General features: G+C 70.2%; 15 protein-coding genes. 12 read left to right on the top strand and 3 right to left on the bottom strand.

The genetic code is table 11. The features are described from left to right. The first annotated feature begins 37 nt into the window (after positions 1-37). Positions 38-1,252 carry a hypothetical protein gene (locus UG56_RS21300; RefSeq protein WP_143055140.1) on the top strand — a complete coding sequence of 405 codons (1,215 nt, stop codon included), beginning with the start codon at positions 38-40 and terminating at the stop codon, positions 1,250-1,252. Beyond that, positions 1,249-2,481, top strand: a complete 1,233-nt coding sequence (locus UG56_RS21295) for a M48 family metalloprotease (protein WP_045551108.1) — start codon at positions 1,249-1,251, stop codon at positions 2,479-2,481. Before UG56_RS21300 ends, UG56_RS21295 begins: the two co-directional genes overlap by 4 nt. Positions 2,482-2,600: 119 nt before the next feature. On the opposite strand, the gene UG56_RS21290 is transcribed toward UG56_RS21295, so the two are convergent. Next, positions 2,601-4,394, bottom strand: coding sequence for an AMP-dependent synthetase/ligase (locus UG56_RS21290; protein ID WP_045551107.1), 1,794 nt, complete (start codon positions 4,392-4,394; stop codon positions 2,601-2,603). A gap of 132 nt (positions 4,395-4,526) precedes the next feature. Between UG56_RS21290 and UG56_RS21285 the strand changes: the two genes are divergently transcribed. The 5 genes from UG56_RS21285 to UG56_RS21265 are packed head-to-tail and all read left to right on the top strand — an operon-like array spanning position 4,527 to position 8,550. Continuing rightward, complete coding sequence (locus UG56_RS21285; RefSeq protein WP_045551106.1) at positions 4,527-4,961, top strand: SRPBCC family protein; 435 nt, start codon at positions 4,527-4,529, stop codon at positions 4,959-4,961. 11 nt (positions 4,962-4,972) lie between these two features. Next, on the top strand, positions 4,973-6,184 hold the full coding sequence (locus UG56_RS21280) for an ArsA family ATPase (RefSeq protein ID WP_045551105.1): 1,212 nt from the start codon (positions 4,973-4,975) through the stop codon (positions 6,182-6,184). A 2-nt stretch (positions 6,185-6,186) separates the two neighbouring features. Continuing rightward, on the top strand, positions 6,187-6,606 hold the full coding sequence (locus UG56_RS21275) for a hypothetical protein (RefSeq protein ID WP_143055139.1): 420 nt from the start codon (positions 6,187-6,189) through the stop codon (positions 6,604-6,606). A 3-nt stretch (positions 6,607-6,609) separates the two neighbouring features. Beyond that, positions 6,610-7,563, top strand: a complete 954-nt coding sequence (locus UG56_RS21270) for an ROK family glucokinase (protein ID WP_045551103.1) — start codon at positions 6,610-6,612, stop codon at positions 7,561-7,563. A gap of 24 nt (positions 7,564-7,587) precedes the next feature. Next, positions 7,588-8,550, top strand: a complete 963-nt coding sequence (locus tag UG56_RS21265) for an ROK family protein (protein ID WP_143055138.1) — start codon at positions 7,588-7,590, stop codon at positions 8,548-8,550. Here the strand turns inward: UG56_RS21265 and UG56_RS21260 are convergent. After that, positions 8,547-9,035, bottom strand: coding sequence for a hypothetical protein (locus UG56_RS21260; RefSeq protein WP_052694055.1), 489 nt, complete (start codon positions 9,033-9,035; stop codon positions 8,547-8,549). The genes UG56_RS21265 and UG56_RS21260 overlap by 4 nt on opposite strands. Before the next feature lie 98 nt (positions 9,036-9,133). On the opposite strand from UG56_RS21260, the gene UG56_RS21255 reads away from it, so the two are divergent. Genes UG56_RS21255 through UG56_RS21240 form a run of 4 tightly spaced genes read left to right on the top strand, consistent with a single transcriptional unit; the run spans position 9,134 to position 12,114 of the window. Beyond that, a complete protein-coding gene (locus tag UG56_RS21255; RefSeq protein ID WP_045551027.1) occupies positions 9,134-9,871 on the top strand; it encodes a lysophospholipid acyltransferase family protein in 738 nt (245 codons plus the stop codon). Then, the gene (locus UG56_RS21250) at positions 9,868-10,353 is read left to right on the top strand and encodes a flavin reductase family protein (protein ID WP_045551028.1); all 486 of its coding nucleotides are present in this window, start codon (positions 9,868-9,870) and stop codon (positions 10,351-10,353) included. The genes UG56_RS21255 and UG56_RS21250 overlap by 4 nt, the downstream gene beginning before the upstream one ends. Continuing rightward, on the top strand, positions 10,350-11,195 hold the full coding sequence (locus UG56_RS21245) for an arylamine N-acetyltransferase family protein (RefSeq protein WP_052694057.1): 846 nt from the start codon (positions 10,350-10,352) through the stop codon (positions 11,193-11,195). Before UG56_RS21250 ends, UG56_RS21245 begins: the two co-directional genes overlap by 4 nt. A 25-nt stretch (positions 11,196-11,220) precedes the next feature. Further along, positions 11,221-12,114, top strand: coding sequence for a hypothetical protein (locus UG56_RS21240; RefSeq protein WP_256206808.1), 894 nt, complete (start codon positions 11,221-11,223; stop codon positions 12,112-12,114). Here the strand turns inward: UG56_RS21240 and UG56_RS21235 are convergent. Next, positions 12,111-12,659 (bottom strand): GNAT family N-acetyltransferase, encoded by a 549-nt coding sequence (locus UG56_RS21235; protein WP_177191526.1) that lies wholly within the window; start codon positions 12,657-12,659, stop codon positions 12,111-12,113. The two genes, UG56_RS21240 and UG56_RS21235, sit on opposite strands and share 4 nt — an antisense overlap. A 195-nt stretch (positions 12,660-12,854) precedes the next feature. Between UG56_RS21235 and UG56_RS21230 the strand changes: the two genes are divergently transcribed. Next, positions 12,855-14,180 (top strand): endo-1,4-beta-xylanase, encoded by a 1,326-nt coding sequence (locus UG56_RS21230; RefSeq protein WP_045551038.1) that lies wholly within the window; start codon positions 12,855-12,857, stop codon positions 14,178-14,180. Positions 14,181-14,324 lie beyond the last annotated feature (144 nt).

The following is a 14,324-nucleotide window of genomic DNA, read 5'->3' as shown; positions in this document are numbered from 1 at the left end:
CTTGACCGAGCACCCCGAAGAGGCCGATCGTTCGCAGGTGCGAACGGTCGGCTCTCTTCTTTCCCGCATCCAGGCCCACCCCGCCCTGATCGGGGCCGGCCTGGTGCTGGTGATGCTGCTCGCCGGGTTCGTCGGCTGGCGGCTGACCGGCGGAGGCGAGTACGTCGCGCCGACCCCGTCCGCGGCGCCGGTCGTGCGCGCCGACACCGAAGGCGCCCGGGCCTCGCTGGAGCAGCTGGTCGACGGCGTACGCGAGGGGGCGGAGCCCGACGGCGAGGATGCCGTCTCGGTGGCCGTGCGCAACGCGCACGCGATCGGCGTCGAGGACGTGCGCGCCAGGTACCTCGCCGAGGCGGGCAACGTGGACCCCGACGGCTCCTGGACGGCCGACGTCGAGATGTCGTGGCGCACCCCCGGCGACCCGGCGCTGACCGAGGAGCTGAAGGTCGCCTTCGACGGCGAGGGCGCGATCACCGGCTTCTCCGCCGGTCAGGGCACCCGGATGCCGCTGTGGCTCAGCGGTCCGGTCGAGGTGCGTCGCACGGACTCGACCCTCGTGATCGTGCAGGCCTCCGCGGAGGTGGCCGACCGCTACGCCGAGCTGGCCTCCACCGCCGTCGCCGGGGTCCGCAAGGTGATCGACTGGAACGACCCGCGCCTGGTCCTCGAGGTGCCCGCGGCCGGCCTCGACGCGGCGCTCGGCGCCCAGCCGGGGACCTACACCGCCGTCGCCGCGGTGACCGCGACCGTGGACGGGTCCACCAAGCCCGGGACGCCGCTGCACGTGTGGGTCAACCAGGGCGTCATCGGCGATCTGGACGCCCCCGGAGCGCAGATCGTCATCACCCACGAGGCCACCCACGCGGCCACCGACGCCGCGACCAACACCCACCGGCCGATGTGGCTGGTCGAGGGCTTCGCCGACTACGTCGCGCTCCGTGACACCAAGCTCCCGCTCTCCGAGACCGCCGGCCAGATCCTCGCCCAGGTCCGCGAGAACGGCGCCCCCGACCACCTGCCGGGCAAGGCCGAGTTCAACACCCGCTCGGAGCACTTCGGCTCGGAGTACGAAGCCGCCTGGCTGGCGTGCGAGGTGCTCGCCGACGCCGGCGGCGAGCAGGCCCTGGTCGACCTCTACGAGGAGACCGGACGCGGCATCGGTCTGGAGAAGGCGCTGCAGGCCAGCTTCGGCTTCGGGGAGGACGAGCTGACCGCCCGCTGGCGGAGCCGTCTGTCACACTCGGCGTCGTGAACGTGACACGACGTACGTCCTGGGTTGTTCTCGTCGTCGGAGCGGTCGCGTTCGTGGTGCTCGCCTGGTGGTTGATCCCGTGGCATCCCTATCCGGGCGGCCCGCTCCACCTGCCCGACGCACGTGACGTGTTCACCGCCGAGGAGCTGAAGCGGATGCTGGCCTACTCCGGCACCGCCCGCTGGATCAGCCGCTCCTCGCTCGTCGTCTCGCTGGCGGTCGCCTGCGTGCTCGGGTTCACCCCGCTCGGGCGGCGTCTGGTGGCGCGGCTGCGGGGGCCGTGGCTGGTCCGCGTGGTGCTCGCGGTCGCCGCGGTCACGTTCGTCGGCTGGGTCGCGACGCTGCCGTTCGGGGTGGCCCTCCACCGTCTGCAGCTGCGCTACGGGCTCTCCCGGCAGGCGTGGGCGTCCTGGGTCGGCGACTCGCTGCTCAACCAGGCCGTCGGCATCCTGACCACCTCGCTGGCGCTGCTCGCCCTCTTCGCCTGCATCCGCCTCGGCCGGCGCTGGTGGCCGGCCCTCGCCGCCGGCCTGGTCGCGGCCCTGGTGGTGGTCGGCTCGTTCGTCTATCCGGTCGCCATCGAGCCGCTGTTCAACGACTTCGAGCCGCTGCCCCACGGTCAGCTGCGCAGCGAGGTGATGGCGATCGCCGACCGGGAGGGCGTCCGGCTCGACGACGTGCTGGTGGTCGACGCCTCCCGCCGGACCACCTCCCTCAACGCGTACGTCACCGGCTTCGGCTCCACCCGCCGGGTCGTCCTCTACGACAACCTCGTCGACTCCCAGCGGGGCGCGGTCGCGCACGGGGCGGTGCTCTCCGTCGTCGCCCACGAGCTCGCCCACGCCAAGCACGACGACGTCCTGGTCGGCACGGTCATCGGTGCCGCCGGCGCGGTCGCGGGCGTCGGCCTGCTGGGCCTGGTGCTCTCCTACCGCCGCCAGGACCGGTACGCCACCCCCGAAGCGATCCCGATGCTGCTCGCCGTCTTCGCGCTGGCGAGCGTGCTGGCGATGCCCGTCGAGAACGGGCTCAGCCGGCAGGTCGAGACTCGCGCCGACGTCGACGCGCTGCGCGCCACCGGCGACCTGGAGTCGTTCACGCGGCTGCAGCACTCCCTCGGCGTACGCTCGCTCTCCGATCCGTCCCCGCAGGCCTGGTCGCAGTGGTGGTTCGGGTCGCACCCGACGACGCTGCAGCGGATCGCGATTGCGCATCGGGTGCTGGACTGACAGAAACGCCGAGTCGGCGCATCCGACCCCTCTTGCTCGCTTCGCTTCGCAAGGCACGGGGTCAGATGCGCCGACTCGGCGCCACGAAATATGCGCGACTCGGCGCCACGGGAACAGCTTTACTTTGCGTAGAGCGCGTCGACCTCGTGCGAGAACTCGCGCATGACCACGTTGCGCTTGAGCTTGAGGCTGGGGGTGAGCTGGCCACCCTCCTCGGTCCAGGAGTCGGGGATGATCACGAACTTGCGGATCGACTCGGCCTTCGAGACCGCCTTGTTGGCGTCGTCGACGGCGCTCTGGATCGCGGCGCGCAGGTCCTCGTCGTCGACGAGGTCGTCGATGTTGCTCGACTTGCCGTTGGCCTCGGCCCAGGTGGGCAGGGCCTCGGGGTCGATGGTGACGATCGCGCCGATGAACGGCTGGCCGTCGCCGACGACGATGCACTGGTCGACGAGCACGTGGGCGCGGAGGCGGTCCTCGAGAACCGCGGGGGCGACGTTCTTGCCGCCGGCGGTGACCAGGATCTCCTTCTTGCGGCCGGTGATCTTGACGAAGCCCTCGTCGTCGACCTCGCCGAGGTCGCCGGAGTGGAACCAGCCGTCCTCGGTCTTGGCCTCGGCGGTGGCGGTCGGGTTCTGCCAGTACTCCTTGAGCACCTGGCCGCCCTTGAAGAGCAGCTCGCCGTCGTCGGCGACCCGCACCGAGGTGCCGGGCAGCGGCCGGCCGACGGTGCCGATCTTGAACGCCTCGGGCAGGTTGACGGTGAGCGCGGCGGTGGTCTCGGTGAGGCCGTAGCCCTCCAGGACGGTGACGCCGATGCCGCGGTAGAAGTGGCCGAGGCGGTCGCCGAGCGGGGCGCCGCCGGAGACGGCGTAGGAGCAGTTGCCGCCGAGGGCGGCCAGCAGCTTGCCGTAGACGAGCTTGGAGAAGAGCTTGTGCTTCGCGGCGAGCAGGAGCGGCGCCTTGCCGGTCTCGGTGGCCCGCGAGTATTCGATCGCGACCTCGGTGGCCATGTCGAAGATGCGGCCCTTGCCGTCGGCGACGGCCTTCTGCGAGGCGGTGTTGTAGACCTTCTCGAACACCCGCGGAACCGCGAGCACGAAGGTCGGCTGGAAGGTGCCGAGGTCGGCGACGAGGTTCTTGATGTCGGGGGTGTGGCCCAGGCGGGTGCGCGACTTGATGCAGCCGATCTGGATGATCCGCGCGAAGACGTGCGCGAGCGGCAGGAACAGCAGGGTGCTGCGGCCCTGGATGCTGAACAGGGCGTCGAGCGAGTCCACCACGACGCCCAGCTCGAACATGAAGTTGCCGTGGGTGAGCACGCAGCCCTTCGGGCGGCCGGTGGTGCCGGAGGTGTAGATCAGCGTCGCGGCGTCCTCGGGCGTGACCGCGCTGCGGCGCTCCTCGAGCTGCTCGTCGGTGATGTCGGTGCCGAGCTTGACCAGCAGGTCGACAGCGTTGTCGTTGATCGACCACACGTTGTTGAGGGCGGTGCAGCCCGCACGGACCTCGCTGATCCGGCTCATGTGACCGGCGTCCTCGGCGATGATCGCCACCGCTGCGGAGTCCTGGAGGATCCACTCGATCTGCTCGGCCGAGGAGGTCTCGTAGATCGGCACCGTCGTCGCGCCGGCGAACCAGATCGCGTAGTCGATCAGCGTCCACTCGTAGCGCGTCTTGGAGAGCAGCGCGACCCGGTCCCCAGCGCCGACGCCCGCCGCGATCAGACCCTTGGCGACGGCCGAGACCTCACCGAGGAACTCCGCCGACGTGACGTCGACCCAGGAGCCGTCGGCGCCCGGCCGGCTGAGGACGGCGACGTCCGGTGCCTCGGCGGCGTTGCGCACGACATCGTCGCTCAGGCTGCCGGTGGGGGGAACAACGTACGTCGCGGGCGTGGAGAACTCGCGCACAAGGGCCTCCGCATACTGATGGTAGGTGGGTACGAACCGGAGGTTACCCCCGTCACAGCCCGACCATTTCACCGGGATGCTATCCGGTACGCTCCATGGCACCTAGCAAGTCAGGGAGTGAGGACACCACCGATGGCCGATCAGACCACCTCGACGATCGTGATCGAGGCCGCGCCCTCGGCAGTGATGGCGGTGATCGCAGACTTCAAGTCCTATCCGGCCTGGGCCAAGGGCATGCAGGAGGTCAGCGTCGTCGAGACCGGCGTCGACGGGAGGGCCGAGCAGGTCCGGTTCGTGCTGGACGTCGCGCCGATCAAGGACGAATACACCCTGGCCTACGACTGGGACGACGACCGTCAGGTCACCTGGTCGCTGGTCAAGGGCAACCTGCTGCGCTCGATGGACGGTGCCTATGTGCTGCGCGACCTCGGTGGTCGCACCGAGGTCACCTACCGGCTCGCCCTCGACCTGAGCATCCCGCTGATCGGCATGCTCAAGCGCAAGGGCGAGAAGGTCCTGATCGACACCGCGCTGCGAGGCCTCAAGCAGAGGGTCGAGAAGAAGTAGGACATGCCTTCGTGAGAATCCTCCTCTTCACCGGCAAGGGCGGCGTCGGCAAGTCCACCGTCTCGGCCGGCACCGCGGCGATGTCCGCGGCCCGGGGCCTGCGCACCCTGGTCCTCTCCACCGACGCCGCCCACTCCCTGGGCGACGCCTTCGGGGTGGAGGGTGCGCTCGGCTCGGAGCCCGTCGAGGTCGCCCCCCACCTCTACGTCCAGCACGTCGACGCGCAGCGTCGCTTCGAGCAGTCCTGGGCGGAGGTGCAGGGCTATCTGCTGAGCGTCCTGGACACGATCGGGGTCGACCGGATCGCGGCCGAGGAGCTGACCGTCATCCCCGGTGCCGAGGAGGTCTTCGCCCTCCTGGAGCTGCGCCGGATGGCGGTCTCGGGGGAGTGGGACACGATCGTGGTCGACTGCGCCCCGACCGCCGAGACGCTGCGGCTGCTCGCCCTCCCCGAGGCCCTGGGCTGGTATCTGGAGCGCATCCTCCCTGTCCAGCGCAAGATGGTGAAGGCGCTCAAGCCGGTGCTGACCAAGGCCGCCGGGGTACCGATGCCCGGCGACTCCGTCTTCGACGCCCTGGTCCGGCTCCACGACGAGCTCGCCGAAGTCAGGGAGCTGCTCTCGGGCCCCGAGGCGTCCGTACGCATCGTGCTGACCCCCGAGCGGGTCGTGCTCGCCGAGGCACGACGGTCCTGGACGACGCTCTCCCTCTACGGCTACCGCGTCGACGGTGTCGTCGCCAACCGGATCTTCCCGGCCGGCGGCTCCGACGACTGGCGGGCCGGCTGGGTCAAGGCCCAGGACGACGTGCTCGGCGACGTCGGCGCCTCCTTCGAGGGGCTGCCCGTCTGGCGCTCGTTCTACCGGCCCACCGAGCCGGTCGGGGTCGAGGACCTGCGCGAGGTCGCCGAGGCGGCGTACGCCTGGTCCGGCAGCATCGACCCGCTGGCCGTCCCCGATACGCCGGCGCCTTTCCGCACCGAGGCCGATGGCGACACCACCGTCGTCCGTCTGGCGCTGCCCGGGCTGGCCCAGTGGGTCGAGCGCGACCAGGTCCAGCTGGGCCGCAACGGCGACGAGCTGGCGATCACCGTGGGTGCCTATCGGCGCCTGCTGACCCTGCCCGCTGCACTCGCCCGGATGCGCGTCAGCGGGGCGCGTGTCGAGGGCGGGGAGCTACGAGTAACGTTTTCTCGGCAGACGACGAACATCGAGAGCGAGTGATCGTGAGCGAGCGCCACGAGTGGGCCGATGAGCCGCTGGGCTCGACCGCCGAGGAGCTCGGCCGGCTGATGGAGGCCATCGGCGAGTGGGCCAAGGACTCCCGGATCGGCCATTTCGCCGAGGGGCTCGGAGAGCATCTCGATACGGGGGCACCGGAGTGCACCTACTGCCCGCTGTGCCGTACCGTTCATGTCCTCCGGGAGTCGAGCCCGGAGGTCAAGGTGCATCTGGCCAGCGCTGCCGCATCATTGGTGCAGGCCGCGGCCACGGTGCTCAATGCGGCGGCCACGAGTCCGGGTGCTGGCCCTAGTGAAGGCGAGGAAGCTCACAGTGATGGCGTGCGGGCTGAGGAAGATGCGACCCGGGAATGGGCGCAGCGCTCGGAGAGGGTCGAGCGGATCGATCTCGACGGCTGGAGCTGAGGCATGACGACGACGAAGAAGCTCTCCTGCGGCGTCGACGTCGGGGGCACCAAGATCCTCGGCGGCGTCGTCGACCACGACGGCAACATCATCGAGGACCACCGCGTCGAGTCGCCGGCGAAGAGCCCGGAGGCCATCGAGGCGGCCATCGTCGAGGTGGTCCAGGAGCTCAAGACCAAGCACCCGATCGAGTGCGTCGGCATCGGCGCCGCGGGCTACATCGACAAGGGTCGTTCGACGGTCCTGTTCGCCCCCAACATCGCCTGGCGCGACGTACCGCTCAAGGAGCGCCTGGAGAAGGTCCTCGAGCTGCCGGTCGTGATCGAGAACGACGCCAACGCGGCCGCGTGGGGCGAGTTCGAGTACGGCGCGGGTGCCGAGGTCGACAACATGATGCTGGTGACCGTCGGCACCGGTGTCGGCGGCGGCCTGGTGCTCGAGGGCGACCTCTACCGCGGTGCCTTCGGCGTCGGCGCCGAGATCGGCCACATGCGGGTCGTGCCCAACGGCCACCTGTGCGGCTGCGGCAACCGCGGCTGCTGGGAGCAGTACGCCTCGGGCTCGGCCCTGGTGCGCAACGTCCGTGCCGCCGCGCGCGGTGGCTCCCTGCTGGCCCGCGAGGTCCTGGACCGCGCCGAGGGTGACCTCGACAAGATCAAGGGCCCGCTGATCACCGAGGCGGCCCGCGACGGGGACGCCTTCGCGATCGAGGCACTGACCGACCTCGGCATCTGGCTCGGCGAGGGGATCGCCTCGATCGCTGCCGTCCTGGACCCGGCCGTCGTCGCGATCGGCGGGGGCGTGGCCGAGGCCGACGACCTGCTGCTCGGGCCCGCTCGGCGTGCCTTCCTGGCTCAGCTGACCGGCCGGGGACACCGGCCGATGCTCGACATCCGCAAGGCGACGCTGGGCAACGAGGCCGGCCTGATCGGTGCGGCCGACCTGGCCCGCAGGTGAGCTCGAGCCGATGAGCCAGATCCAGTGAGTCTGCACATCGGTGTCGACATCGGCGGCACCAAGGTGCTCGCGGCGGAGGTCTCGCCGACCGGTGAGGTGCTCCGTACGGCTCACCGCAGCACGCCCGGGCGCCGGGTCGAGCTCGAGCTGGTGGAGGACGCGCTGACCGAGGCAGTCACCGAGGTGGCCTCCGGCCGGCCCGTCGCCGGTGTCGGGCTGGCGGCCGCCGGGTTCGTCGACGCGGCGGGGGAGCGGGTCATGTTCGCTCCCCATCTGCCCTGGCGCGGCGAGCCGACCCTGACCCGGCTCTCCTCACGCTGGGGCACCCGGGTGGCGCTCGACAACGACGCCAACTGCGCCGCCCTGGCCGAGCTGGAGCTCGGTGCGGCCCGGGGCGTCGACTCGGCGCTGCTCATCACCCTCGGCACCGGCATCGGCGGCGCGGTGATCCTCGACGGCCGGGTCGTCCGGGGCCGCAACGGCATGGCCGGCGAGTTCGGCCACATGCAGGTCGTGCCCGGCGGGCTGCCGTGCGAGTGCGGCCTCACCGGCTGCTGGGAGCAGTACTCCTCCGGCAACGCGCTGGTCGCCTTCGTGCGCGCCCGCGTGGAGACCGAGGAGTACGCCGGCTGCGCGCTCGACGAGCTGGCCGCGGGTGACCCGCTCAAGATCACCGGCCCGGCGGTCACCGCCGCCGCGGCTCGCGGCGATGCGCTCGCGCTGGCTGCGTACGAATCCGTGGGGTCGTGGCTCGGCGTCGGGATGGCCGGCCTGGTGGCCGCTTTCGACCCCGAGCTGTTGGTCGTGGGTGGGGGAGTCTCCACCGCGGGCGACCTGCTGCTGACGCCTGCCCGGACGGCCCTCGAGGCCTCGCTCGTCGGTCGGCTCCATCGTGAGGTGCCGCCTATCGTGGAGGCCGCCTTCGGTGCGGAGGCCGGCGTCGTGGGGGCGAGCATCCTGGCGCGCCGGCTGACCGGCGAGAGCTAGACCCGGGCGCCGTCGTCCCAGGGCTCGCGGGGCTCGGACGGCATCGTCATCAGCAGGTAGACGAAGCCACCGAGGAACGCGGCGACCAGGCCGCCGATGACCCAGCTGCTGAAGTGGCGGTCGGTGATCTGGGTGACCACGATCAGGACCAGCACGGCGACCGGGGCACCGAGCACGCCGATCCAGGCGAGGAGGCGGGCCGGGGTCGGCTTCGGCAGCGGCGGCGGAGGCGGCGGGACATAGCCCTCGTCGTCATCGCGCCACATGTCCTCGTAGGGATCCGATTCCTCGACCGGCTCGACGATGTCGATCTTCTTCTCGAAGAGGCCACGGGAGACGGGCTCGTCCTCGAGGGCGGGGCGGTCGCCGTAGTTCTCCACGATCTCGCGCCATGCCTCTTCGTCCGACGGCCGGCCCTCCGAAGGCACGGAGGCGTCGTCGGAGGCCCCGGTCGTGTCCTCAGGCAGGTCGTCTCGATCACTCACTCTTCCAGCCTAGCCGGATCTCATGACAGGGTGCGGGAGTAGAAGTACCTGTCTCGTTATAGGCTCACGGGTCGAAGGCAAATAGGGAAGGCGATGGGGTGTCGACGAAGCTCTTCTACTCGTTCTTGAAGTGGGTCGCGGTCGGTCCTCTGCTCCGGGCGGTTTTCCGTCCGACCTGGGAGGGTGTCGAGAACATCCCGCGCAAGGGCCCGGCGATCCTGGCCGGCAACCACCTCTCCTACGCCGACTGGCTGTTCATGCCGCTGGGCTCACCGCGGATGGTGCGCTTCGTGGCGAAGGCGGAGTACTTCACCGGCACGGGTGTGAAGGGTTTCCTGCAGCGGGCGTTCTTCAGCGGCACCGGCAACGTCCCGATCGACCGGTCGGGGGCGACCGCGGCCGAGGGTGCCCTGATCGCCGCGAAGCGGGTGCTCGGCGACGGCGAGCTCTTCGGGATCTATCCCGAGGGCACCCGTTCGCACGACGGCAAGCTCTACCGTGGCCGCACCGGCATCGCTCGGTTGGCCCTGGACACCGGCGCTCCGGTGATCCCGGTCGCCGTGATCGGCACCGACGTGATCGCGCCTCCGGGCAAGAAGCTCGGCAAGATCGTCCGGCCGCGCATCATCTTCGGCAAGCCGCTGGACTTCTCGCGCTACGAGGGCATGGCCAACGACCGCTACATCCTGCGCGCGATCACCGACGAGATCGTCTACGAGATCCTGAAGCTGTCCGGCCAGGAGTACGTCGACATGTACGCCACCGATGCCAAGAAGCTGGCCAACGGTGAGAAGCCGGCGAAGAAGCCTTCGCGGCCTACCAAGGACGTAGCCTGACGATCCACTCGTCCCACCCGTTCCCGACGCCGGAGGATCCGGTACGCCGGTGGCGTGGTCGTCTGGGTGGGCGGGTGTCGCTGTGGACCTCCGGCTCCGCCGGGCTGACGGTCTCTTCGCTGATGATGGCCAACGGCTCGCCCGGAGCCGTGCTCGGCCTGCTCGACCCCGACTCGGACCTCCGCGACGAGCTCGAGGAGACCGGCGTCGGCGTGGTGTCGCTGCTGCACTGGCGTCACCGCGACCTGGCCGAGGCGTTCGGAGGCACCGCGCCGGCTCCCGGAGGCGCGTTCCGCACGGGTTCGTGGGAGACGACCGAGTTCGGCCGGCGGCTCGCCGACGCGCCGACCTGGGCGGGCGTACGCCTGGTCTCGATGCAGGAAATCGGCTGGTCCGTCCTGGCGACCTGCGAGATCGTGTCGCTCGAGGTCGGTGACGACACCGACCCGCTGGTCCACCGGCACGGAAGGTATGAGCGATGATCGAGGGCTATCTGCGACGGCTCGGCCTCGAGGGGCGGCCGGAGGCGACGTACGAGACGCTCGTCGATCTTCATCACCGTCATCTCGACACGCTGCCCTACGAGAACCTCTCGATCATGCTCGCGGCCATCGGAGCCACCCGGGCGCCCGACGCCGTCGACCCCGTGGAGACGCTCGAGCGGGTGGCGGCCGGCGGCAACGCCGGCTACTGCTTCCACAACAACGGTGTCTTCTCGCTGGCGCTCGCCGAGCTGGGCTTCGACGTCGTACGCCGCACCGGCCAGATGCTCGAGGCGACCGGTCCGTCCGGCACGCTGGACCATCTGGCGCTGGAGATCCGCGGCCTGGCGACCGCTGCCAATCCTGGGGGACGGTGGGTGGTGGATGTCGGCTACGGCGACGGGTTCCGCGACCCGTTGCCGCTGGTCGAAGGCCACTTCCGGCAGTCGGGGTTCGTCTACCGGCTGGCCCGCGTGGGGGAGTCGGGGTGGACGTTCCACCACGATCCGCACGGCTCGTTCAACGGCTCGTTCGTGCGTGGGAGCGTGACGCAGGAGGAGGTCGAGGCCTCGCATCTGCGGCTCTCCACCCCGCCCGACGGCGACTTCACGCGCAAGCTCGTCGTGCAGCGACGAGACGCGTCCGGTGCCGAGACGGTCCGCTCCATCCGGCACCTGCGCACCGGCGAGGGGGCCTTCGAGCGCGAGCTGCGTGACTTCGAGCAGTGGCGTACGGCTCTGGGTCGGCTCGGGCTGTCGTTCCGGGGCGTCGAGGAGGATGCGCTGCGCGAGCTCCACAAGCGACAGGCCGCCGAGTACGACGACTGGTTGCTGACGCGCTAGCCGCCGACGTGCTGAGATGGCGGACATGAGCGACGACGCACCTGCCCCTGAGCTGCTCGACATCGCGGCCGAGCTCTACGGGCTCCCGCTGTCGGACTTCACGCCCGAGCGTGACGCGCGGGCCAAGGCACTCAAGGGCACCGCGCTGGCGGCTCCCGTCAAGGCGCTCAAGAAGCCCTCGACCGCCGCGTGGGTGGTCAACCTGCTGGTGCGCTACGAGACCGAGCAGGTGGAGCAGGTGATCTCGGTGGGTGCGCTGCTCCGGGAGGCGCAGACCGGCATGGACGCCGCCCAGCTGCGTGAGCTCACCAAGCAGCGCCGCCAGCTGACCGCGGCGGTGACGACCCGGGCGCGTGGTCTCGCCCGCGAGCACGGTCTGCGGGTGACCGAGGCGGTGGCCACCCAGGTGGAGTCGACGTTGACCGCTGCGATGGTCGACGAGTCCGCCGCCCGGGCCGTACGCAGCGGCCTGCTGGTCTCCCCGCTGTCCGCGACCGGCATCGACGCCGTGGACGCGGCCGGCGCGGTCGCGTTGCCGGACGCGCTGGGCTTCGAGGTCCCCGAGGTCGTCCCGCCGCCCCGAGAGCCGTTGCGTGCGGTCCCGGACCTGCCCGACACGGCGGCGCTCGACGAGGCCCGCGAGGCGCTCGAGGAGGCGCAGGCCGCGCTCTCCGGTGCCGAGGCTCAGCGCGACAAGGCCCTCGCCGCCTTCAAGGACATCGAGGCGAGGTCGCTGCAGGTGAAGTCCGAGATCGAAGAGGTACGCCGCCGGCTGGCCGATCTGGAGGCGGCCGCCGCCGACGTCGACGACGAGCTCACCGAGGCGGAGGAGGAGCGTGACTCCGCCGAGGCGGCGGTCTCGGAGGCCGCTGCCGCGCGGGACGCCGCGGCAGCCGAGGTCGAGCGCCTCGAGGGCTAGGCGCCTTCGATCGTTGACCTGATGTCCTTCCGCATCCGGACCAGCGGGACCGGTGCGCCGCCGCGGTCGTCGGTGATCCGCTCGACCGGCTCGAAGCCGTACGCCCGGTAGAGCGGCTCGCCGGCCAGCGTGCCCATCAGCTCGAGAGTGGTGAAGCCCTCGGCCGCGGCTGCTCGCTCGCACAGCTCCAGGATCAGCCTGCCGACGCCGCGACGGGCGAAGGCCGGGGCGGTGTACATCGCTCGCACCCTGGCCGGGTCTTTCGCCGGGTCCAGCAGCGTCGGCTGGCGGCCGGGGGTGTGGTCGCCGCCGTAGAGGGTCGCCCGCCGGCTCCAGCCGCCGCAGCCGGCGATCTCGTCGTCCTCTTCGACCACGAAGTAGGTGCCGTCCTCGATCAGCTGGGTGTCGATGCCCATCACGGTCCGGCTCGAGGCGATCTCGGCTTCGGTCAGGAATCCCTTCTGGAGCTCCGCGATCGAGGCGTTCATGATCGCGGTCAGGGCCGGGACGTCTGCTGGGGTGGCGATGCGGTGGGTGAAGGACACGCAGGCGAGCCTGGCATGTCGGTGCCTGCGGGGCGTACGGGTTTTGTGCCGACAGGATTCCTGTGTGAGGAATGTCACGCGAATCGGCTTCAATCTATTGACGCTATAAAACGATGTCGATAACGTTTTCGATCGAGTTCGCGCGAGCTCTGAGGTACCACCGACCACCGTTCAATCGAGAGAACAGGATCGATGATGACCCGAGTTCGAGTTAGACCCGTGCGTGCCCGGCTGGCCAGAGGAGCCGCCGTCGCCGCGACGCTGATCGCCAGTGGCATCGCTGTCGTCTCCGTGGCTGTCCCGGCCCAGGCAGACGGCTCCACCCTGCAGGCCGCCGCTGCCGAGTCCGGCCGCTACTTCGGCACGGCCATCGCGGCCGGCCGGATGTCGGACACGCAGTACACGACCATCGCGAACCGCGAGTTCAACATGATCACCGCCGAGAACGAGATGAAGATGGACGCGACCGAGCCGTCGCAGAACCAGTTCAACTTCTCCTCGGGTGACCAGATCGCCAACTGGGCGATCCAGAACGGCAAGCGGGTGCGTGGGCACGCACTTGCCTGGCACTCCCAGCAGCCGGGCTGGATGCAGAACATGGAGGGCAGCGCCCTGCGCAACGCGATGCTCAACCACATCGCCGGCGTCGCGGGCCACTACAAGGGCAAGATCTACGCCTGGGACGTGGTGAACGAGGCCTTCGAGGACGGCTCCTCCGGAGCCCGGCGCAACTCCAACCTCCAGCGGACCGGCAACGACTGGATCGAGGCCGCCTTCCGCGCCGCCCGCTCCGCCGACCCCAACGCGAAGCTCTGCTACAACGACTACAACACCGACAACTGGAGCCATGCCAAGACGCAGGCCGTCTACAACATGGTCCGCGACTTCAAGTCGCGCGGCGTACCCATCGACTGCGTCGGTTTCCAGGCCCACTTCAACTCCGGCAACCCCGTGCCGAGCAACTACCACGTCACGCTGCAGAACTTCGCCGACCTGGGTGTCGACGTACAGATCACGGAGCTCGACATCGCCGGCTCCGGCACCTCGCAGGCCGAGCAGTTCCGCGGTGTCACCCAGGCCTGCATGGCCGTGACCCGCTGCACCGGCATCACCGTCTGGGGCGTACGCGACACCGACTCCTGGCGTGCCTCGGACACACCGCTGCTCTTCGACGGGTCCGGCAACAAGAAGCTCGCCTACGGCTACGTCCTCGACCAGCTCAACACCGCCGACGGCGGGACCACCACGCCGCCGGCGGGGAGCTGTTCGGTGACCGTCACCCGGACCGAGTCCTGGGCTGACCGGTTCAACACGGTCTTCACCGTCACTGGTACCAACAACTGGGTCGTCCGGATCAGCACCGGGTCGGGCCAGAGTCTGCAGAACTCGTGGAACGCCACTGTCTCCGGGACCTCGGGGACGCTCACTGCCACGCCCAACGGCAACGGGAACCAGTTCGGGATCACGCTCTACTCGGGTGGGAACACTGCCTTGCCTACTGCTAGCTGTACTGCGGTCTGATCCGGGCGGAGTTTGGGGCCTCGGTCACGGGTTCGTGGCCGGGGCCCTGCTGGGCTGGACGGCCTCTGCTGGTCACCGCTGGTCGAGCTTGTCGAGACCACCCTTGAGGAAACCTCGGTTGGCGACTGCGTTTTCGGTTCAAGG

Origin of the sequence: Nocardioides luteus, from assembly GCF_000960475.2 — a bacterium.
Lineage (GTDB): Bacteria > Actinomycetota > Actinomycetes > Propionibacteriales > Nocardioidaceae > Nocardioides > Nocardioides luteus_A.
The sequence above is the reverse complement of the archived record's forward strand: the minus strand, read 5'-3'. Positions and strand labels throughout refer to the sequence as shown.

What these genes read in the sequence shown, in the direction of transcription:
- UG56_RS21270 (WP_045551103.1), top strand. Translation starts at nt 6,610, where the DNA reads ATGACGACGACGAAGAAGCTCTCCTGCGGCGTCGACGTCGGGGGCACC.
- UG56_RS21245 (WP_052694057.1), top strand. Translation starts at nt 10,350, where the DNA reads ATGATCGAGGGCTATCTGCGACGGCTCGGCCTCGAGGGGCGGCCGGAG.
- UG56_RS21240 (WP_256206808.1), top strand. Translation starts at nt 11,221, where the DNA reads ATGAGCGACGACGCACCTGCCCCTGAGCTGCTCGACATCGCGGCCGAG.
- UG56_RS21285 (WP_045551106.1), top strand. Translation starts at nt 4,527, where the DNA reads ATGGCCGATCAGACCACCTCGACGATCGTGATCGAGGCCGCGCCCTCG.
- UG56_RS21230 (WP_045551038.1), top strand. Translation starts at nt 12,855, where the DNA reads ATGACCCGAGTTCGAGTTAGACCCGTGCGTGCCCGGCTGGCCAGAGGA.